Origin of the sequence: Bradyrhizobium sp. AUGA SZCCT0176, assembly GCF_018130145.1 — a bacterium.
Taxonomy (GTDB): domain Bacteria; phylum Pseudomonadota; class Alphaproteobacteria; order Rhizobiales; family Xanthobacteraceae; genus Bradyrhizobium.
This window is the reverse complement of the sequence record NZ_JAFCMB010000023.1, coordinates 1-18936: the sequence shown is the minus strand read 5'-3', so window position 1 is coordinate 18936 and position 18936 is coordinate 1. Positions and strand designations below refer to the sequence as shown.

At 61.4% G+C, this 18936-nt stretch carries 16 protein-coding genes, 1 tRNA gene and 1 pseudogene; 7 read left to right on the top strand and 11 right to left on the bottom strand.

All coding sequences use genetic code 11. The annotated features are described in order from the left end of the window. Positions 1 to 12: 12 nt before the first annotated feature. Positions 13 to 1569: a methionine--tRNA ligase gene (gene metG, locus JQ600_RS31560; RefSeq protein WP_312010984.1), complete on the bottom strand. Its 1557-nt coding sequence runs from the start codon at positions 1567 to 1569 to the stop codon at positions 13 to 15. Here metG and JQ600_RS37480 point away from each other — a divergent pair. Continuing rightward, positions 1553 to 1972, top strand: a complete 420-nt coding sequence (locus tag JQ600_RS37480; RefSeq protein WP_312010983.1) for a hypothetical protein — start codon at positions 1553 to 1555, stop codon at positions 1970 to 1972. The genes metG and JQ600_RS37480 overlap by 17 nt on opposite strands. 56 nt (positions 1973 to 2028) lie before the next feature. Here JQ600_RS37480 and JQ600_RS31555 read toward each other — a convergent pair whose 3' ends face one another. From JQ600_RS31555 to JQ600_RS31545, 3 genes are read right to left on the bottom strand one after another with little or no spacing between them, the layout of a single operon-like run. Continuing rightward, on the bottom strand, positions 2029 to 3069 hold the full coding sequence (locus tag JQ600_RS31555) for a DNA polymerase III subunit delta' (RefSeq protein ID WP_212389202.1): 1041 nt from the start codon (positions 3067 to 3069) through the stop codon (positions 2029 to 2031). After that, positions 3066 to 3752 carry a dTMP kinase gene (gene tmk / locus JQ600_RS31550; RefSeq protein WP_212490267.1) on the bottom strand — a complete coding sequence of 229 codons (687 nt, stop codon included), beginning with the start codon at positions 3750 to 3752 and terminating at the stop codon, positions 3066 to 3068. The genes JQ600_RS31555 and tmk overlap by 4 nt, the downstream gene beginning before the upstream one ends. A gap of 2 nt (positions 3753 to 3754) precedes the next feature. Beyond that, positions 3755 to 5017 carry a D-alanyl-D-alanine carboxypeptidase family protein gene (locus JQ600_RS31545; RefSeq protein WP_212389200.1) on the bottom strand — a complete coding sequence of 421 codons (1263 nt, stop codon included), beginning with the start codon at positions 5015 to 5017 and terminating at the stop codon, positions 3755 to 3757. 167 nt (positions 5018 to 5184) lie between these two features. On the opposite strand from JQ600_RS31545, the gene JQ600_RS31540 reads away from it, so the two are divergent. Beyond that, positions 5185 to 6126, top strand: a complete 942-nt coding sequence (locus JQ600_RS31540) for an alpha/beta fold hydrolase (protein WP_212389199.1) — start codon at positions 5185 to 5187, stop codon at positions 6124 to 6126. Here JQ600_RS31540 and JQ600_RS31535 read toward each other — a convergent pair. Further along, on the bottom strand, positions 6120 to 7046 hold the full coding sequence (locus JQ600_RS31535) for a septal ring lytic transglycosylase RlpA family protein (protein ID WP_212389198.1): 927 nt from the start codon (positions 7044 to 7046) through the stop codon (positions 6120 to 6122). The two genes, JQ600_RS31540 and JQ600_RS31535, sit on opposite strands and share 7 nt — an antisense overlap. A gap of 1183 nt (positions 7047 to 8229) precedes the next feature. Here JQ600_RS31535 and JQ600_RS31530 point away from each other — a divergent pair. Together JQ600_RS31530 and JQ600_RS31525 are read left to right on the top strand one after the other, a co-directional pair. Continuing rightward, the gene (locus JQ600_RS31530) at positions 8230 to 8811 is read left to right on the top strand and encodes a hypothetical protein (protein WP_212389197.1); all 582 of its coding nucleotides are present in this window, start codon (positions 8230 to 8232) and stop codon (positions 8809 to 8811) included. A 749-nt stretch (positions 8812 to 9560) separates the two neighbouring features. Continuing rightward, positions 9561 to 10985, top strand: a complete 1425-nt coding sequence (locus JQ600_RS31525; protein ID WP_212389196.1) for an outer membrane protein — start codon at positions 9561 to 9563, stop codon at positions 10983 to 10985. Positions 10986 to 11346: 361 nt separating this feature from the next. On the opposite strand, the gene JQ600_RS31520 is transcribed toward JQ600_RS31525, so the two are convergent. The 3 genes from JQ600_RS31520 to JQ600_RS31510 all read right to left on the bottom strand — a co-directional run bounded on the left by JQ600_RS31520 (position 11347) and on the right by JQ600_RS31510 (position 13636). Then, on the bottom strand, positions 11347 to 11496 hold the full coding sequence (locus JQ600_RS31520) for a DUF5989 family protein (RefSeq protein WP_212264617.1): 150 nt from the start codon (positions 11494 to 11496) through the stop codon (positions 11347 to 11349). 334 nt (positions 11497 to 11830) lie between these two features. Further along, the gene (locus tag JQ600_RS31515; protein ID WP_212490266.1) at positions 11831 to 12349 is read right to left on the bottom strand and encodes a sugar nucleotide-binding protein; all 519 of its coding nucleotides are present in this window, start codon (positions 12347 to 12349) and stop codon (positions 11831 to 11833) included. A gap of 858 nt (positions 12350 to 13207) precedes the next feature. Further along, positions 13208 to 13636, bottom strand: coding sequence for a recombinase family protein (locus JQ600_RS31510; protein ID WP_212389194.1), 429 nt, complete (start codon positions 13634 to 13636; stop codon positions 13208 to 13210). Between the two features lie 106 nt (positions 13637 to 13742). Between JQ600_RS31510 and JQ600_RS37295 the strand changes: the two genes are divergently transcribed. The 3 genes from JQ600_RS37295 to JQ600_RS31500 all read left to right on the top strand — a co-directional run bounded on the left by JQ600_RS37295 (position 13743) and on the right by JQ600_RS31500 (position 14371). Then, positions 13743 to 13877, top strand: a complete 135-nt coding sequence (locus JQ600_RS37295) for a hypothetical protein (RefSeq protein ID WP_283814729.1) — start codon at positions 13743 to 13745, stop codon at positions 13875 to 13877. A gap of 85 nt (positions 13878 to 13962) precedes the next feature. Next, positions 13963 to 14052: transfer RNA gene (locus tag JQ600_RS31505), tRNA-Ser, on the top strand. Positions 14053 to 14101: 49 nt separating this feature from the next. Then, positions 14102 to 14371, top strand: coding sequence for a hypothetical protein (locus tag JQ600_RS31500; RefSeq protein ID WP_212389353.1), 270 nt, complete (start codon positions 14102 to 14104; stop codon positions 14369 to 14371). A 23-nt stretch (positions 14372 to 14394) separates the two neighbouring features. Here JQ600_RS31500 and JQ600_RS31495 read toward each other — a convergent pair whose 3' ends face one another. The 3 genes and pseudogenes from JQ600_RS31495 to JQ600_RS31485 all read right to left on the bottom strand — a co-directional run. Continuing rightward, a complete protein-coding gene (locus JQ600_RS31495; protein WP_212389193.1) occupies positions 14395 to 15207 on the bottom strand; it encodes an aspartate dehydrogenase in 813 nt (270 codons plus the stop codon). A gap of 138 nt (positions 15208 to 15345) precedes the next feature. After that, complete coding sequence (locus tag JQ600_RS31490) at positions 15346 to 17007, bottom strand: ShlB/FhaC/HecB family hemolysin secretion/activation protein (RefSeq protein WP_212389192.1); 1662 nt, start codon at positions 17005 to 17007, stop codon at positions 15346 to 15348. 15 nt (positions 17008 to 17022) lie between these two features. Next, positions 17023 to 18936, bottom strand: a pseudogene (locus JQ600_RS31485) (leukotoxin LktA family filamentous adhesin); the annotation flags it as partial.

Here is an 18936-nt window from a genome sequence, read left to right as displayed (position 1 = left end):
CGTTCGAACCGATCAATCTGCCTTTGGCTCGACGTAGCGCGGAAACACCCCGACCGGCGCCGGCAAGGCTGTACCTGCGGCGATGCGCGTGGGTAGTGCTGCAAAATTACGCGCCTTGATATCTTGGGGGATACCAAGACTGTCCAGCAGCTTGCCGGAGGATTCCGGCATCACCGGCTGTGCCAGGATGGCAATCTGGCGCACGACTTCCGCGGTTACGTACAAGACGGTCTTCTGCCGCGCCGGATCGGTCTTTGCCAGCGCCCACGGCGCCTCGCCCGCGAAATAGCGGTTGGCTTCAGCCACCACGGCCCACACGGCGCTCAGCCATTGATGGATTTGCTGCGTCGCCATCGCCGTGCGCGACGCCTCCAGCATGGCGTCGGCCTGCGCCAGGATCGCCTTGTCGTTGTCGCTGAACTCGCCGGGCTCCGGCAGGATGCCGCCGAGTTGCTTTGCGATCATCGACAGCGAACGCTGCGCCAGATTGCCGAGGTCGTTGGCGAGGTCGGCATTCGTCCGAGTGACGATGGCCTCATGGTTGTAACTGCCGTCCTGACCGAACGACACTTCGCGCATAAAGAAATAGCGCACCTGATCGACGCCGTATTGCGCCGCCATCGCGAAGGGATCGACGACGTTGCCGACAGATTTCGACATCTTCTCGCCGCGGTTGAGCAGGAAGCCGTGGCTGAAGACCCGTTGCGGAACCTCGACGCCGGCCGACATCAGGAAAGCGGGCCAATATACGGCGTGGAAACGCACGATATCCTTGCCGGTGACATGGAGATTGGCCGGCCAGTAACGCTGAAAGTCGGCGCCATCAACTTCCGGATAGCCGGCGGCCGTGATATAATTCGTCAACGCATCCAACCACACGTACATGACATGAGCTGGGGAGCCCGGCACCTTGATGCCCCAGTCGAACGTCGTCCGCGAGACCGACAGGTCCTGCAAACCACCTCTGACAAAGCTCGCGACTTCGTTCAGCCGCTCGCGGGGGAGCACGAAGTCGGGAACGCGCGCATAGAGGTCGAGCAGCTTGTCCTGATAGGCCGACAGGCGGAAGAAATAGGTCTCCTCCTCGGTCCACTCGACCGGCGAGCCGAGCGGCTCGCGGCGAACACCGTCGGCGTCAACGGTGGTTTCCGTTTCGTCGAAATAGGCTTCCTGACGCACCGAATACCAGCCGGCATACTTGCCGAGATAGATATCGCCGTTGTTCTCGATCGCGCGCCAGAGTGCCTGGCAAGCCTGTTCGTGGCGCGGCTCGGTGGTGCGGATGTAATCGTCATATGAGATGTTGAGCGCGGTCATCATGTCGCGGAAGCGCGCGGAGTTGCGATCCGCAAGAGCGAGCGGCGTGAGACCCTCCGCAATCGCGGTTTGCTGCATCTTGAGGCCGTGCTCGTCGGTCCCCGTCAGAAAGCGGACATCGAACCCGTCGAGCCGCTGAAAGCGGGCGATCGCGTCGGTGACCATCGCGGTGTAGGCATGGCCGATGTGCGGTATGCCGTTCGGATAGAAGATCGGCGTCGTGACGAAGTAACTGTTGCGTGGCGTCGCCACCGCTGGCGTTGCGGCAACGGGTGCCTCCGGGCGCGGCGTGGCGGCCTTCGGGCGCTTCGGTGCGGATGGCTTCTTTTCGGCTGACGAGGTCCTGCCGACGGCACTCGGCGTTTTGGGGGCTGCAACGGATTTCTTCGCCGCCGGTTTCTTCGCTGGTTTCTTCGAAAGTGTCTTCGAAGACTTCTTGGCGGTCTTCTTCGCAACCGACTTCTTTACGGCTTTCTTCACCGTCTTCTTCACTGCCTTCTTGGCAGCCTTCTTCGGCGCCTTGCGCGTTTTTTTCACGACGCGTTTTTTGGCGCCGGCCTTTTTGGTGGCGCGCGCAGGCGAAGACTTGCGGGCCTTGGCCTTTTTCTTTTTGGAGGTCTTCTTGTTAGCCTTCGCCACCACGAATTTCCTTTAAGCGTTCAAATCAGATTGTCCGGATTAATATCGAACGGAGAAGTCACCGCCGGAGAGTCACCGCGTGGCTTCCGCGAGCATCCCGAACACCGAGAAAACCAGCGGTTTTCGTTCCAGATTGTACGATTCCGTATCGCGCGCGGCGCGGATGATCTTTTCCCATACCTCCGCCAGCCGTGCAAGGCGCGGCAGGTTGGCGTTGGCGTCACCAGCGCGCAGCTTTTCGCCGATCCAGCGATCGATGCCGTCGACGAAGGCCGCAAGGGCCACGCGGTCGCTGCCGCCCAGAGCGTCACCCAGCGCATGCAATTCGCGCGGGTCAACATGCGGCAGGGTCGCCAGCAGCGCCGCGGTCCGTTGCTGCAGCTTGAGCGCATCGCCGCCGAGCAGCGTGACCGCGCGCGAGACGCTCCCCTCCGCCGCCTCTGCGGCTTCCGCGAGCGCTGGATCATCGGCCATTATGTTCGCAGCCTGTGCGGCTGCGCGGATGACGTCTTCGGTCGCCAGCGGTCGCAGCGGCAATTTGCGGCAACGGGACAGGATGGTCGGCAGCGCCCGCGCCGGCGAATGACTGACGAGCAGAAACAGCGATCGCTGCGGCGGCTCCTCGAGTATCTTGAGCAGTGCGTTTGCCGCATTGGGATTGAGCTCGTCGACGGTATCGACGATGCAGACCCGCCAGCCGTCGACCGCCGCGGTCGAGCCGAAGAACGAGATCGTCTCACGCGTCTCGTCGACGGTAATGACGGTGCGCATCACGCCGCGGTCGTTGAGGCTGCGCTCCAGCACCAACAGCCCGCCATGGGCGCCGTTCGTGACCTGCCGCGCAACGGGATCGGCGGGATCGACCGCCAGCGTCTCCGCGCGTTGCACGGATAGCGACAGCGGGTCGGGATGCGTCAGCACGAACCGCGCCATGCGATAGGCCAGCGTCGCCTTGCCGATGCCCTGCGCGCCGCCGATCAGCCAGGCATGCGGAATGCGGCCGCTGCGGTAGGCGTTGAGCAGTGCGATCTCGGCATCGCGATGCCCAAACAGGTCAGGCGTTTCGCGGGGATGCCGGACTGTGGTGTCCTGCTCGACCTTGCGGGCGCTCATGCGGAACTCGCCGTCGAGGAAATAGCGAACAGGTGATCGCGCAAGGCCTTCCAGACGTGGGTGGCGACTGTGTCGGTATCGGCATTGGCATCGATCAGCGCGCAGCGCTGCGGGTCTTCGGCGGCGATCTGCTGGTAAGCGTCGCGCAGATCCTGATGGAACTTGACGTCCTCCGCCTCGAAACGGTCGGGAGCGCCGGTGCCGCGGCGGACGGCGGCGCGCTTCAGTCCGACATCAACGGGGATATCGAGGATGATGGTCAGGTCCGGCTTGAGGTCGCCGATGGTGACCCGCTGCATGGCGTTGAGCACGGCGGGCGAGACCTGTCCCAGCCGCCCCTGATAGGCACGCGTCGAATCCGAAAACCGGTCGCACAGCACCCAGATCCCCTGGCTGAGCGCGGGCTGAATCACCGTGCGCACATGGTCGTCGCGGGCGGCGGCGAACAGCAGCGTTTCCGCCTCCGGCCCCAGCAATTTGCCCATGCCCGACAGCACGAGATGACGGATGATTTCGGCGCCAGGCGAGCCGCCGGGCTCGCGGGTGACGATCGCGCGCAGTTTTGCCGTTGCAAGCCGATCGGCAAGTTTCTTGATCTGCGTGGACTTTCCGGAGCCCTCGCCGCCTTCGAACGAAATGAACTTTCCGCGTCCCGAAGGCCGGCTAACCGTTGCTTCGGCCATAATCAGAGCTTCTCTGCGCTCGCGCGGAACATGCCGATGACAAGCTCGCTGGCGCCGTCGATCGCCCGGCGCATCGTCGAACCGGTCGCGACCGCCTCCGCAGCATAGACCGGCGCCTCCATCGCGACATTGCCGCCGCGCCAGACCCGCACCACTCCGACCGGCTGGCCCTCGGCGACCGGCGCCCGCACCGGGCCGTTATAGACCAGGCGCGCGATCAGTTTTTCGCTACCGTTCTTCGGCACCATCACCTTGATCGGCTCGCGGCTCGCCAGCTTGACCGATCGGCTTTCACCGCCGAACACCTTGGCGTATCCGACCTGTTGATTGGCCGCGAACAGCGTCCGCGCCTCGAAATTGCGGAACCCCCATTCCAGCATTTTCTTGGCTTCCGACGCGCGATCGTCGGGGTCTTCAAGCCCGTTGATCACGACAATCAGCCGGATGTCGTTCTGGACGGCGGAGCCGACCATCCCGTAGCCGCCGTCCTTGGTGTAACCGGTCTTCAGCCCGTCGGCACCGTTAAGCGAGTTCAACAGCGGATTGCGGTTCTGTTGCCGGATCTTGTTCCAGATGAATTCCCTCTCCGCGAACAGCTTGTACATGTCCGGATAGGTCAGGATGATATGACGCGAGAGGTTGGCCAGTTCCCGCACCGTCATCTTGTTGGCGGGATCGGGCAGCCCGTTTGAATTGCCGAAGGTCGACCTGGTCATGCCGAGCTCGCGCGCCCGCTTGGTCAAGAATTCGGCGGCAAAGATCTTTTCGTTTCCGGCCATCCCCTCGGCGAGCGCGATGCAGGAGTCGTTGCCGCTCTGGATGATCGCGCCCTTCAGGAGGTCGTCGACCGAAACCTTGCTGTTGAGGATGGCAAACATGGTCGAGCCGCCCGCCGGCGCGCCGCCTTTGCGCCAGGCGTTTTCGCTGATGCGGTATTCGTCGGTCAATTTGACCTTGCCGGTCTTGACGGCGTTGAACACCACCTCGGCCGTCATCAGCTTCATCATGCTCGACGGCGCCCGCAACTCGTCGGCATTCTTCTCGAACAGCACGCTGCCGCTGGTGCCTTCGATCAGGATCGCGGTCGGCGCGTCGCCGTCAAAGCCACCCTCCGCTTCCTTCTTGGCGCCCTGCACGCTGTTGTTGGCGGCGTAGACGATCCCGCCCCATCCGACGGCCAGTGCCAGCGTGGCCGCGATCAGGCCCCGCCACGGACGTGCGGCCGCGGCGTCAGATTTGCGGGAAACGGGTCTGTCGGCAGCCATTGGCGATGTCCTGAATCCCGGCGTTCTAACAGTTGGAAGTATCGCAAACAACACAGGTTTTTGGACTTGTGGATCAGCCGATCCAATTGCGGCGCCGACCGAACGACCGTATCCTTCCCAAGCGCTGCAATTTCCCGACAAGATACGAAAAACAGGGCGGAAACGCGATGCCATCCTCACGCACCATTTCCGCAGGCGGGATCGAGTTATTTGTGCTCGAGCAAGGTCAGGGTCCGCTGGTGCTGCTCTGTCACGGCTGGCCGGAACTTTCCTATTCGTGGCGGCACCAGATCCCTGCGATCGCGGCAGCCGGTTTCCATGTCGTGGCGCCGGACATGCGCGGCTTTGGCCGCAGCAGCGCGCCCGCCGAAATCGGGGCTTACAGCATCTTCGACAATGTCGGCGACATGGTCGCGCTGGTGTCGGCGCTGGGCGAAAAGCAGGCCGTCATTGTCGGCCATGATTGGGGCGCGCCGGTTGCATGGCACGCGGCGATGTTCCGCCCGGACGTCTTTACGAAAGTCGCGGGCCTCAGCGTACCGCCCCCATTCCGCGGCCGCGGCCGGCCGCTGGACAGCCTGCGCGACGGTGGGATCACCAATTTCTATTGGCAATACTTTCAGACCCCCGGCGTTGCCGAGGCCGAGTTCGAGCGGGATGTCGCCTTGACCATGCGCCTGGTGCTTGGGCGCGGGGTGTCCGACCCCGCCGCGCTCTACATCACCGAGGGTAAGGGCTTTCTCGGCAACATCAGCCCCGTCGTGAAGCTGCCGGATTGGCTTGATGAGGCCGACATCGCCTATTTTGCCAAGGTCTATCGCGAATCCGGCTTCCGCGGCGGACTGAACTGGTACCGCAATCTCGACCGCAACTGGGAACTAACCGCCCCCTGGCAGGGCGCCCAGATCCACCAGCCGTCATTGTTCGTCGCGGGGTCGAAAGATTCCGTTATCACCGGCCTGATCGGCGCCAAGCGCGTCACGGAACTGGAGCGGGTGCTGCCCAACCTGCGGCAAAAGCTGATCATCGACGGCGCCGGTCACTGGATTCAGCAGGAACGGCCCGATGAGGTCAACGCCGCTTTGATAGCCTTCCTGAAGAATCAGTAGAGCCCGCGCCCGCTCAGAACCTCGCTCGGGCCCCGCGGATCGATCGGCAGATAGGCCGAGCGCGGCGTGGCCGCATAGCCCGCCTCGTTTTCGTAAGACACCGCACGTGGATTTTCCAACGCCCGGCCGCGCGAGCGGTTGGAGGCCGATATTTCCGAGGTGGCATTGATCGAGGCGTAGTCGGCCGAGCTGTTGCCGAGGCTATAAGGCCGCCCTTCCGGCATCGGAACCTCGCCCCGGATCCGCCCCGCGGTGGACGGCATCTCGGGAACGAACGGCCGGGCGGAAGCCACCCGCACTGTGGATGGTGACGGCGCCGGAACGCCGGTCCGCAAGGTCGCCATGAGCTGGCGGTCGTCGGAACCCTCCAAGGGGGCCCGCCCGACATATTCAACACGTACCTTGGCGACACCATTGCTTTTGAAATCAAGGAGTTCGGCCGCCTTGTTCGAGACGTCGATGAGGCGGTTGCCATGGTATGGGCCGCGGTCATTGACGCGGACGACCAGCGATTTGCCGTTACGCAAATTGGTGACGCGGGCGTAGCTGGGGATCGGCAGCGTTGGATGGGCTGCGGTCAGCGAGAGCATGTCGAATACTTCGCCATTGGCGGTCAGCCGGCCATGGAAATCGTCGCCATACCAGGAGGCCATGCCTTCCGCACGATAGTCGGGGTCTTCCTCGGGCACGTAGACCCGGCCGGCCACGGTGTAGGGCTTGCCGATCCGGTAGGTGCCGCCGCCCTTCGGCACGGGTTCACCCATCGCCACCACCCGGGGGCTTGAGGAAACTCCGTATTTGGGATCGACGCGGCTCGCGAACTTGCCCGACGAGGCGCAATTGGCAAGCAGGAGACAGGCGGCCACGGCAGCAGCACCACGCGCCACCCGGACCATCGATTTCGACCGTCGAATCCCCATTTGCCCCAAATACCATTCTCGCGGCCGCATGCCTACGTAGAGGCTGCATGGCCTGATTCCTTGATACGGCCCACCTCCGCACCAAGTCGTAAAGATATCGCAACCCGAACACGGCGGAAATGCGGTGCGCGCCGCCGTGGTGAATCAATGGTTGCTATCCACCGTCGCCTCGGGATTGCCTCGGTCCCCCGGCGATTTACGGGCTTCATTGTGACGATCGCCCATAAACCATCCCTGCCCTGTCCCGCTTTCAGACAATCTGTTGCAGCAAATCATCACTCGGCCCGGACTTTCGTTTTGGCCACGGAATCTTTTTGACTGTGCAACGGCGCAGTCGTTCTGTGCGTGCAGGGGCGCAAAGGATTTGTGCGATGATTGAGACGGTTACAGCGATTATGGGCCTGGTGAGCGCGGCGATTTTCCTGGCTCATGCATTCGAAGGCTATCGATCCCGGGCCTGAGTTTCAGGCCCTGCTTGAGGCTGAGCCCCAAGCAGAAAGACGCATCACCTCTTTCGAGGCGGGAGATTCGGAAAGCTTTAATCAATTCGGACGAGCATCCAGAGTGGCAGGTGTATCATGCGCAACCACGATTTGGTCTCTAACGGATTCCTCGCACTGACCACGGCCAGCCTGGTGCTGCTGTGCTCAAGCTTGCTGGCTTTCGCGCTCGGCTAGACCGCAAGCCTTCCGCATTGCTGGGCGGGATGGCACCGTCACCGCGCGAATTGACGCTTTCCCCGGCGGCACGCCCCTAGCAAAATGGCAGCAAGCCCGTTCACCACTTGTTCGTAGGCGGTGACTTCCTTAAGCCGATTCCGAAATTTTTAATAAATGCGGGCCAGCCTCCAGTTAGCGGCAGGAGGTGTACCATGAGTAATCATGACTTCGTGTCTGACGGGTTCCTTGCGCTAATCGTCACCGCCCTTGTGCTGTTGTGCTCAGGTTGGCTCGTTCTCGCCTTCAGCTAGTCCTGGGAGGGGGGCCTCGTCCCACCTCTGGACGTAGGGCGTCGCGCCGGGCGATTGAAAAAGGCCACCTGAGGCCAATCGGCCGAGGGCTATGCGTGGTCCTTCCGGTGGATTTCCCTGCGAGTTAGGCAGCGTGCGGCGCACAACGGGGAGTACCGGGCCTGAAGGCGAAAGGAATAAAATGAGTGACTCGCTTTTCTGCGAGCGGAAAAGTTGGGAATTGCGGTTTACGGGCTCGTTAATGCGGGACTATTCGCACTGAGCGCGTCGGTCGCAGCCGCTGCCGAGATAAAGTCCCTTAATCTCAAAGACGATCACGTCGAAATTTCCATCTCCGGCAATATTGCGCCTGGCGATGCTGACTTACTGCAAGCGCGCATCAAAGCGGCGAATGACGCGGGTAAACTGGTGACCTCGCTGCGGTTGCACTCTGATGGCGGCAACTTGCGAGAAGGTGTGCTGCTGGCAGCCGTGGTCAAGTCTGCAAAAATCTCAACGAATGTAGGGCGGGACGCAACTTGCGCATCGGCGTGCTTTCTCATTTTTGCGGCCGGGGAAACAAAAACCGCAAACCATCGCGCCCGCATCGGAGTGCATGGCGCCGCCGATAAAGGGACCGAGTCTCGTTCTGCAACACAGTCGATGGCTAGCGTTGCAAAAGAATTGGGAGTTACCTCGTCAATCATTCGTCGCATGTTAATCACGCCATCCAGCGAAATGGTCTGGCTTAGTCTCGCAGATCTTCAATCGATGGAAACGAATGTCGCTCGCGGCGGCGACGGGCCAGAGCGATAATGAGCCAGGTGACTATAGAGTACCAGTCGATCGCGCCTAGTGCCAAAGAGCCCGTAAATACCAGGGTTTTCACAGCCGAGTTGATTCTCTGGTCCTATCTCGTTCCACTCCGTCCCAAGCAGCTGGTTTGCAAAAGTGTTAGCAAACCTCACACCTTCTGGAACGGCCGCTGTATCGGGAGCCGGGGATTTGGAGTTACCCAAGGGGCGTCATCGACCGGACCACGGGTAATATGAGAGTGTTGTGCTCCCGGCTTCAAGGGACGCGACACATGTCCAAATTCGACCCGCCGAGACTTCCTTTTAAGCGCCCACGTTTCGATTGGCTGTTCTGGGCATCCGTTGTCGGGTCAACGGGTTTGCTTGCGCTGTTCATAGGCGCACTCGGCACATAGGCGGGGTCGCCCGTCAGAATCATCGGCACACCGGCGCTCCTCGGGAACGATAACGCGGCATCCGAATTTGCGCCGACGAAGAAGCCCCGCCATTCTCGGCGGGCAAGTGGGAAAAAAACGCGGGGCATTGTTACCGCAAGTCGCTTGACCCTTTCGAACTAGTTCGGAGTACCCCCGGGGCTGGCGGTGATCAGGGTCGGTGACGGACAGTAGGCCCGCCTGCGCGCAGACGAGTGATTCACCCAACGATCGCCACAGTAATATTGATTCCCGCTCAGGTGTTGCAGCGCGATCACACATGCGTCCGCCCGATTTGATAGAGTGAATCGGGTCATACGATTAAAGGATGCTGGGAATGAAGCGTGTGCTGCTTGGTATGGCGATCGCAATCGCTACGGTCGTAACCGCTCAAGCGGCGGATATTCCCGCCAGGCCGGCAAAGGCTCCGATGGCCGCATCCGTCTATAGCTGGACGGGTTTCTATGTTGGCGGCAATTTCGGATATGGAGTCGGACACAATTCCAGCGAACCGTTCTTCGGCGCACCTCCGACCGACAGGGTAACACTCGCCCCGCGCGGTGTGCTCGGTGGCCTACAGATCGGATATAATTGGCAAGTAGGCAATTGGGTGCTCGGCGCCGAAGCCGACTGGCAGTGGACGGACCAACGGGATTCGTATTGCTTTAACTGCATCAGTTTCCCTCCTGGCGTTATTGGTCGTGGTGTCGCCCAGGAGATGCCGTGGTTCGGAACCGTGCGCGGGCGGTTGGGATATGCGGCCGGACCGGCCCTGTTCTACGCCACCGGCGGCGCGGCTTATGGGGAAATCCGACAGACCCTGGATTGCTGCTTCGGAGCGCCGTCGGCGACCGCAACCAATAGCAAGACGGGATGGACCGCCGGCGGCGGCGTCGAGGCAGCGCTCGCCGGCAACTGGACAGCCAAGGTCGAATATCTCTATGTCGATCTCGGCAGTGTTTCGAACACGCAGATCATCCCTCTCGCCTTCGGCGGTGGTACGCAAGTCGCCACCAGCGATGTGCGCAACCATGTCGGACGCGTCGGCGTGAACTATAGATTTGGCGCCCCGCCGGCCCCGGCAGCTGCGCCTATGTTCGCCAAAGCTCCCGTTCTGCTCGCCTACAATTGGACCGGCGCTTACGTCGGCGGCAATGTCGGCTATGGCGTCGCCCGCAATGCTGGCGTCCAGACCTTTGTACTGCCCAATGATCAGCTCACCATCGCGCCCGACGGCGTCGTCGGTGGCGCGCAGGTTGGCTACAATTGGCAGGTCAGCAATGTCGTGCTGGGTCTGGAAGGCGACTTTCAGTGGAGCGGCCAGAAGGACACGATCTGCAGACTATGCCAGCCGACGCTGGGCACCCTGACGCAGAATTTCACCCAGGAGCTGTCGTGGCTCGCAACGGCGCGCGGACGGCTGGGCTATGCCGCCGGACCCGCGCTGTTCTACGTCACAGGCGGTGCTGCGTTCGGTGAGATCAAGACCACCATCAATCAGCAGGTTCCGCCCCTGAACCAGACCACGCACTTCAGCGACAGCAAAGCCGGCTGGACCATCGGCGGCGGCATTGAGGCCGCGCTCGGCGGCAACTGGAGTGCCAAGGCCGAGTATCTCTACGTCGATCTCGGCAGCGCCACCTACGCGGTAACCCAACCTGGATTCGGACCGCTCACGCTGGTCACAGACCTGCGCGATCACGTCGGACGCGTCGGTGTAAACTACAAGTTCGGCAGCGGTCCGGTCGTCGCCAAGTATTGAGACGGCGAGCGAGCGGCGTTGGCAGCAACTCACGCCCGGTCGATCATCGGAAACCAGGAATCGATGGCCGATCCTTTCGTTCAAGCCAACGCCGCTGCCGCGCGCTGCATATTGGCCGGCATGTCGCCTGTCACCGCGCTCTGCTCGTTTACGGCAGCCGCGGTACTCGTCACGTATTCATTGACTGTCCAATAGCCGCTTTGATCGTACCCAGGGCCGCAGCACCCAGGCGCGCAGCCTGGGCGTCTGCCGCCCCGATTTGGGAATCCTACCCTGCCCTCAGCCTCTGGCGGGCCGCAGAGTCCAATGAAAAACTTGTCTAAGGCCGCTTGTGAAAATCCCAAGGATACAGATGCGCCATCTAGAAGAGAGTATAAATAAAAGGCGCGATCGCGGAGCCTTTCGTCAGCACCACAAGTCCGCCAAGCACGACCATCATGATCAGGATCGGCAACAGCCAAAACTTCTTTCGGAACCGCATAAATCGCCAAAGCTCAGCTACGAATTCCATGTTTCGTCCTTCAGAACATTCTTTCATCGTCTCGGCCGCAAGGGTGCTGCCGGCTTCGCTTTCTGGGGATCAAAATTGAGAGGCAGGCAACTACGGATTCCATAGACGAGAGACATCATCAGAGTTTGTCGATCACATCGAGCGCATCAGGAACAATAATACCATATCGCTTTGTGATTAAGGAACTGTCGAGCGTGGTGTTGCCTGGGGTTGCGCCTCTGGGCATGCCGCTTTCGAGCGCACTAACCGCCTCTACCAGTCGCGGATCGACGCCGTTCTTCTTTGCGAGAAAGCGCGCTGTATCAACGTAAGTGACATCTCGTGGCCCGGTGAGCTAGGCGATGACCGACAAGCGTTCCTCCATCATTCGAGCGATCGATATCGCCACCAGATCTACCGGTGTGGGTGCCATTGTCATGTCGCTGAAGGCACGAATCGCACGTCCACGCGCTAGCTCCTGCGTCCATGTGGACAGCAACGTCATTCCGGGCGAAACCACCTTGGCAAGACGAAGTACCCCGATTGGTGCACCGTCGGCCATGCGCTTATGCAGCAAACTTTCTGTTTCAGCCTTCTGTCGACCATATTCGCTGACAGGCGACATCGGTGCGTCTGCGGCGACATGGGGAGTATCGCCGTCGAAAACCTGATTGGTAGACAAGAACAGGGTGTAGATGCGCCGCGCCACCAGCAGGTCGATCAGAGCAATTGTCCGCGTGACGTTGATGAGAGATGAACCCGCCCGATCGGCTTCACAGGCAGCGAGTCGAGCGACCGCGACGAAAATACAGGCGCATCGTACCCCTTCAGGTATCGCGAAACTCTCAATTGGGGAGTTGAAATCGAGCTGCACCTGATGAGACGAAGTCAGAGCCCGTCTGCGTGTTGAGAGCGCCTAGCCAAATCTCGGAGAGCAGAGAGCCTGTCGGCTTCGGTGAGCTTTCTTGGTCAAGCCCGAGCAGCACGTTGCGGCTGCGGCTTGAGAGCCCCGTCACCGGCCGGCTTCACGCGCAATTCATCATACGCATTTTTGGAGCTCCGCAGGCCGCGAGATTATTCAATCATCCCACATTGATCTTGACCACAAGAAGGAAGCGAACGTTGACATCAACTTCCCTCAATCGACGGACAAGATCGCCCGCAGGGCCATCGAAACTTGGCTGAGCTGGGAAGGCACGGACGATTTCCGTCTTAGAGACTTGCCGTCGATTTGCTAGACCGGCGTTTTCATCAGCGAGCTGAGCATCGTAGGCCCTATCTAGGGGCGACGAGCGTGGTTTGCTTTTGCGGAATTGGGCGGTGTCGCTTAACGTGAGATCGCAGTTTTTGGATGGGCCGGTCGATGCAGAAGTGTAGTAACGAGAGACATCAGGAAGCCGCTGAGAACGTAGAACGAAAACACCGCTTGCCAAGCTAACCACGGCGCGCCCCAGGCGAGCAGATGGCCCTGTACGACAAGGAGCGCCAACACGAACCGATAGACATCAAGCATGTTTAGCCAGTTTCGAATTCAGGGCCGAAGCGACCCAGCTCATTAACATATTTTCGAAAGGCGGGACGCTCACAGCTTGGTCCAGAAAAATTCTCCGGATTCTTTTTGGAGGTTTTTACGTGGATGAGCGTGAAACGGATGAGAATAAAAACGCCCGACCTCGGTGGAAGGTCCCCGGTGGGGGTGGTCCCTCTCCTGCATTGAGCCGCCCGGCGGCCGTCAGGCCGCGACGGGCTGCAGACGCTTCTTGATCTTCGCGATCGTCGCGCGGCTGCATCTGGAGGCGCGCTGGATCATACTCCAGGACTGCCCGGCGGTGAGCATGGCGGCGATGTCTTCGTTGCGCTTGGTGTCCTCCAGCCTGCCCTTGTAACGACCGTCGGCCTTCGTCTTGGCTTGACCCTGCGCCTGTCGCCGGCGGCGATCATCGTAGTCCTTGCGGGCGCAAGCGCCGAGCATGTCGAGCAGAATCGCGTTGACGGCCTCGAACATGCGGCTGGTGAATTCGTCGGCGCTCGTCGTCGCCATCGTCCATGACGTCGGCAGGTCGAGCGCCATAACGCGCACGTGCCGTGACGTCTGTTCGACCTTGAGGGGTTGCCAGTCGGCCGAGGTGAGGCGCGACAACCGGTCGACCTGTTCGGTCAAAGGTTGCCCGCCGCACCGGGGTCATCGGTTTCGCTAGCACCCGCTTCCACGACTTTCGGGCATCGATACCACCGCCCTCCTCGACGCTGGCATCCCGGTCCACACCGTGGCGCTGCGCATCGGCGACGATCCGGCGGTTGTCCTCCGGAGCTACGCCAAGCGCAAAAGGAGCAAGGCGGCCGACGCCAATCTGGCGGATGCCATCGGGAAGTTTGCGGCCCGTTTCCTCGATCGGCGCTGAGATTGGCCCCCAAATTGGCCCAGAAAGACTTGTTCACAGACCGTTCTTGATCTCCTGCCCCCTAAGTGCTTGATACCGCAGCAACGGAAGGGTGGCCGAGTGGTTTAAGGCACCGGTCTTGAAAACCGGCGTGCCTGCAAGGGTACCGTGGGTTCGAATCCCACCCCTTCCGCCAAAATGTTATCCTGGGCTTTTCATCCCTCGGGCTTTGGCAAGTGGTGGCGATGCGTGATTTCGAGAAAGCGACGCGCGTACTGGACGCCTTGAAGGCCGCCGAAGATCAGGCGGCGCAGTTGGCCTTGCCGATACTGAACGGACTGGTCGGCCTGGTTCAGGGAAGCGGCGAGCAACCGCTGGAGGTCGAAGAGGCGCGCTCTGGTGCATTCATGGCGATTTGCGAGGTCGGCAAAGCGCTGCACCGCGGTCAGCCTGCGGACCAGCTTTGGTCGGCGGCGATCGGCGCCACGGAGCGCTGGATGTCGTTGACGAAGTGAGGCCTCCCCTCACCGCCTGATCCTCAGGTTCCGACGCGCAGGGCTGAACCTTGCTTGCGCAAGTATGCAATGACCGAAAGTGCCGTGATGCGGCCGGTCTTGGGGTTTTCCGAGGGAATGTTCTCTATCGTCATCGAAAAGCGCGCGGAATCCGATTCCACTTCGACGCGGTGCACGTTGCGGGTCACCGTTGGATCGGCCCAGATCTGCAGCGTGGTCTGGTCGGGCCCAAGGCCCGCCAGCGAAAGCGCCACGGCAACATTGAGATTCGCCGGAAAGCCCTTGGCCGCATCACGGGCGGTGCCCTCGAAAATCTTCAAGGGCTCGGTGATGCCGGCAATGTCGATGTTGTTTTCGACCAGATAGGGAGCCCCGGCGAGGCCGTTGAGCGGCTTTCGCGTCACCATTCTGACCGACTGGATCTTGCCTTCCGCCGCGGCGGTGACCGCGTCGAGACCGATCAGCGCACCGGTCGGCACGACGATCTGGCCGCCGTTTTGCCTGGCCAGCGCAATGAGATCCTCGTTCTCGAGAAGCGCGCCCACGCTCAGGACGATCGCAGTTTTACCGCGGCTCACGAACGGGATGACAATCGATCGAACGAGCTTGCTGGGTGCGCACTCGATCACGATATCGGCCGCCGCGCAGAGATCGTCGATTGGCAGGACGGCGGGCGAACGCTTCAATTTGGCGAGAAAATCGCCATGCTTGGCCGGGTCCTGTACCGATACTGCCGCGAGGACCAGGCCGTCGATGCCTTGATCCAGGGCTTCCACGACCTTCCGCCCGATCGGACCAAGGCCGACGACGGCGACGCGCCGTGATGGGTTGGGCATCTTACGAACTCCGCAGAAATTGCTCACGTGCCCTGCATAGCATTTCCGGGACGCGCGTCGAGAATGGCAACGCGGTCACTTCAGATGACGGAACACTGGCCCGGAGCGGCGCGGCTCGCTGGAATCCCGATCGCCGGTCTATCCGGGCGTATTTTGCTTTGGGAACATCAGCAAGGGCCGGAAGATGAACCGGCCATAGTATTCGTAGTGCCGCTGGGTGGAAGTCGCCAGTTTCAGCGGCGTTGCATAACTGCCCTCGAAGGTCAGCGACGGCGCCATCGTCCACGAGAAACCCACCCCGATCGAACTCAATTCCACGATGCCGGGGAACGTGGAGAACACTGCGCCCCAATCGGTGAACACATACGTGTCCAGGCCCTTGAGAATGGCCGACCAGTTGTAGTGCAGTTCGGCGTTGACGTAGTAGCCGCTGTCGCCGGCCACCGCATTGGTGGGATAGCCGCGCACGGTGGTCGGGCCGCCGATCGAAAAGATCTGGTCGCCCGGCAACAGCTTCGTCGGCGAATATTGCCAGCTGCCCAGCAGATTGGCGCTGAAATTGGCAGGCCCCATCCCCGTCGCTATCGCACTGCCGGTATAGGTATTGAAGGTTCGGTTGCCGTTCAGAATGTAATCGTGCCATTCGATGTAGTTCATCGACGGCGAGACGGTGATGGAATAATTGTTGCCGGAATTGGTCAACGAAAACCCACCCGTGGTTCGCTGATAGCGGTCGCTGGTGACCGCAACGGTGCTAAACCGGCTTACCGTATTGCCGTCGGTCTGCGCCGCATTGAGCAGCAGCAGCCAGTTTTGTGTAACCCAGGCCGGCTGGCTGAAATTGATGGAGGCCTGGGTCGATCGCCCGGTTACGTCGAGCGCGACGAACGGTCCGTCGATGATCTTGATCTTCCCTTGCGTGTAGCTCACGCCGACGCGGCCGCCCCACGGGTTTACCGGAATGTTATAGGCGACGTTGCCGTTGAGGTTGCCGTCCGACCTCACCCCATAGAAGGTCAGGCGATCATCCACGCCGAACAGGCCGTGACGCCGGTAAAACGCGCCGCCTTCGAACCGGCCGGTGTTCTGGACACCCTGATTGTCGACAAATAATTGCAGCGTATCGGTGGGTGGTTCGATAACGGCGAATTGCAGGTCGGTCAGGCCGAAGCTGGTCCCCGGCTGCAACAACGCCTTGATCTGCACGTCGTTGGTTCGATTGAACCAGATCACATCGCGGTTGAGCTTCGGCACATCGAGGACTTCACCTTCCGGCGCCTGGACGCGCGGCAGGATATAGGATGTCGACGTCTGCTTGTTGCCCTCGATGGTGGTCTTTTGCAGACGACCTTCCGTCAGCTTGATGCGAACGATCCCGCCCTTGGCATCCTGATCCGGCAGCGTCGCGATCCCCGTGACGATCCCGCGTTCGGCGTAGACCGCGTTGATGTCGGCTACGACCTGCTGAAGTGTCGCGATATCGGCGTCCTTGCCGATATATTTCTTCGCAATCTCGTTGAGCTCTTCGGGCGTAATGAACTTGGATGAATCGAATTCAAGCTTGCGCAGCAGGAATTTTGGACCACCTGGTTTCAGGGTTTGGGTCTTTTCCCGCTCGCCGCCGACCACGCCCGGGCCCTGGAGCTTGGGTGGTTGGCTCTGCCGCTCGAGTTGCTGCCGCTGGCGGTCGATGTCAGTCTGGATGGCGCCGGGGTTGACCTGCGGGGCGAGCTGCGCGCGCGCGGATGCACTGCACAACAGTGCAAGTCCGACGCCCAATGCTATTGCCTGCCTACGCATTGAAAACCTGTCGCCTTAGAACTGAACTACCGGATTGCCATTCTCCCTGGCATCCGCGAACCGATTAGCATTCCCTTTTGCGCGTCCATCAAGCCCGGTGCTGTTCCAGCCCGGACGGCTATTCTTGCGGCCTTCACGATGGAGCTGCCGAAGCTTCCTGGCTTCCGTAAGCCCCTCAATATTCACGGCCGGTCCCGATCCGATCACCTCAACCGGCTTCGGGGTGAGCAGCGCCTCCAGTCGCGCGTTTCCGGCAAGACCAAGCAGATAGAACGTTTCGGCTCCGCTCTTTTGCGCCAGCCAGGTGGTGAGCGTTTCCGTGCCCTCGGTGTCGTTCGCGATGTTGCGGATCGCCATCGAGCCGGTGAAGTTGCTGCAGCAGGTGTGAGAACCCACGTAGTTGGTCACGGTCGCCGAGATGTCGCCATTGTAGAGGACGACGTAGCTGTCGGTGACGTTGGCGTTGCCGTTGTGGCTCATCGTGAACACGCCGCTCGGCTGGTAGAGCTGCAGCGTCGCCCAGTTCGACGGCGACGGCGAACGGTTATCCAGCAATATCCGTTGGGTCAGCGTCGTCAGCATCAGCTGGCCGGGCACGAAGCCGTTGACGATCGTGACGTTCGGCGCGTCGGTGACGAAGTTCGCGTCAACGACCCTGAACTGGTTCACGATGATCGTATCCGGATCGATGTTGAGATTGGCCGAGGTCGCGACACCGCCCTTGTAACCGGTGACGTTCATGATCAGCGGGATCGACGGCGTCGATGGAATTTGCCCGCCGACGACGTTGATGGTGTTGGCGGCGAGATCCAGTTGCTTGACGACGCCAACCCATTTGATGGTGAGGTCGCCGGGAGCGGACAGCGCGACCGTATTGCCCCTGATCTGATCGAGCCTGATCGAACCCGCCGTATCGAAATGGGTGTCGCCATTGGCATAGACCGATCCGCCCAGGATTGAGCCGAAGTCGGAGCGCAGATTGACGTCACCGGCGTCGCCGGGGATGCCGTTGGCGGTCAGCTGCTTGAAGACGATGTCGCCATGTGCCTGCAAGGTCTGGGTGCCGCCGCTGATCGCCGTCCCGAGGGTGATCCCGCCCGTCGTCGCCGTAATACCGAGTGCGCCGGCCAGCTGGAGGTTGGCCCAGTCGATCAGCGTTCCCTGCAGCAACGCGCCGCCGGTGACGGTGGTGAGGTTGGCGCCGGTATTGGTGGTCGCCGCGATCAGCCTGGCGGAACCATGGGCATTGATCGAGCCGCCGGCGAGTTTGCCGGTATCGGCGTTGATGTTGACGTTACCTGCGTCGCCCGTGATCCCGCTGGTCGTGAGCTGGTCGAACGTCACGTTCTGCCTGGCGTGCAGCGTCTGGCTGCCGCCGCTCTGCGCGGTCTTGAGCGCGATGCTGCTGCCGGTCGAATTGACCCCCAGCGTCGTACCTGCCGTCAGCGCGGTCCAGTCGATCAGGCCGGCGGCCTGGAGCGAGGCCGAACCGGTGGTAGCGGCAAGCGTCGTGCCGGTGATGGTCGTGGCTGCGGTCAGCGAAGCCGACCCATTGGCCGCGACCGAACCCGGCGTCGTGACGCCGCCGGCAACGACAGTCTCTGCCAGGATGAAGCCGTTGTCGGCATTGACGTTGATGTTTCCGGCATCGCCGCTGATGCCGTTGGCGGCCAGCTGATTGAACGTGACATTCTGGTTGGCGTGCAGCGTCTGGCTGCCGCCGCTCTGCGCGGTCTTGAGCGTGATGCTGCTTCCGGTCGAATTGATCCCCAGCGTGGTACCGGCGGTCAGCGTGGCCCAGTCGATCAGGCCGGCGGCCTGGAGCGAGGCCGAACCGGTGGTAGCGGCAAGCGTCGTGCCGGTGATGGTCGTGGCTGCGGTCAGCGAAGCCGACCCATTGGCCGCGACCGAACCCGGCGTCGTGACGCC

What these genes read in the sequence shown, in the direction of transcription:
- JQ600_RS31555 (WP_212389202.1), bottom strand. Translation starts at nt 3,069, where the DNA reads ATGAGCGCCCGCAAGGTCGAGCAGGACACCACAGTCCGGCATCCCCGC.
- tmk (WP_212490267.1), bottom strand. Translation starts at nt 3,752, where the DNA reads ATGGCCGAAGCAACGGTTAGCCGGCCTTCGGGACGCGGAAAGTTCATT.
- JQ600_RS31545 (WP_212389200.1), bottom strand. Translation starts at nt 5,017, where the DNA reads ATGGCTGCCGACAGACCCGTTTCCCGCAAATCTGACGCCGCGGCCGCA.
- JQ600_RS31540 (WP_212389199.1), top strand. Translation starts at nt 5,185, where the DNA reads ATGCCATCCTCACGCACCATTTCCGCAGGCGGGATCGAGTTATTTGTG.
- JQ600_RS31535 (WP_212389198.1), bottom strand. Translation starts at nt 7,046, where the DNA reads ATGGGGATTCGACGGTCGAAATCGATGGTCCGGGTGGCGCGTGGTGCT.
- JQ600_RS31525 (WP_212389196.1), top strand. Translation starts at nt 9,561, where the DNA reads ATGAAGCGTGTGCTGCTTGGTATGGCGATCGCAATCGCTACGGTCGTA.
- JQ600_RS31520 (WP_212264617.1), bottom strand. Translation starts at nt 11,496, where the DNA reads ATGGAATTCGTAGCTGAGCTTTGGCGATTTATGCGGTTCCGAAAGAAG.
- JQ600_RS31500 (WP_212389353.1), top strand. Translation starts at nt 14,102, where the DNA reads ATGCGTGATTTCGAGAAAGCGACGCGCGTACTGGACGCCTTGAAGGCC.
- JQ600_RS31495 (WP_212389193.1), bottom strand. Translation starts at nt 15,207, where the DNA reads ATGCCCAACCCATCACGGCGCGTCGCCGTCGTCGGCCTTGGTCCGATC.
- JQ600_RS31490 (WP_212389192.1), bottom strand. Translation starts at nt 17,007, where the DNA reads ATGCGTAGGCAGGCAATAGCATTGGGCGTCGGACTTGCACTGTTGTGC.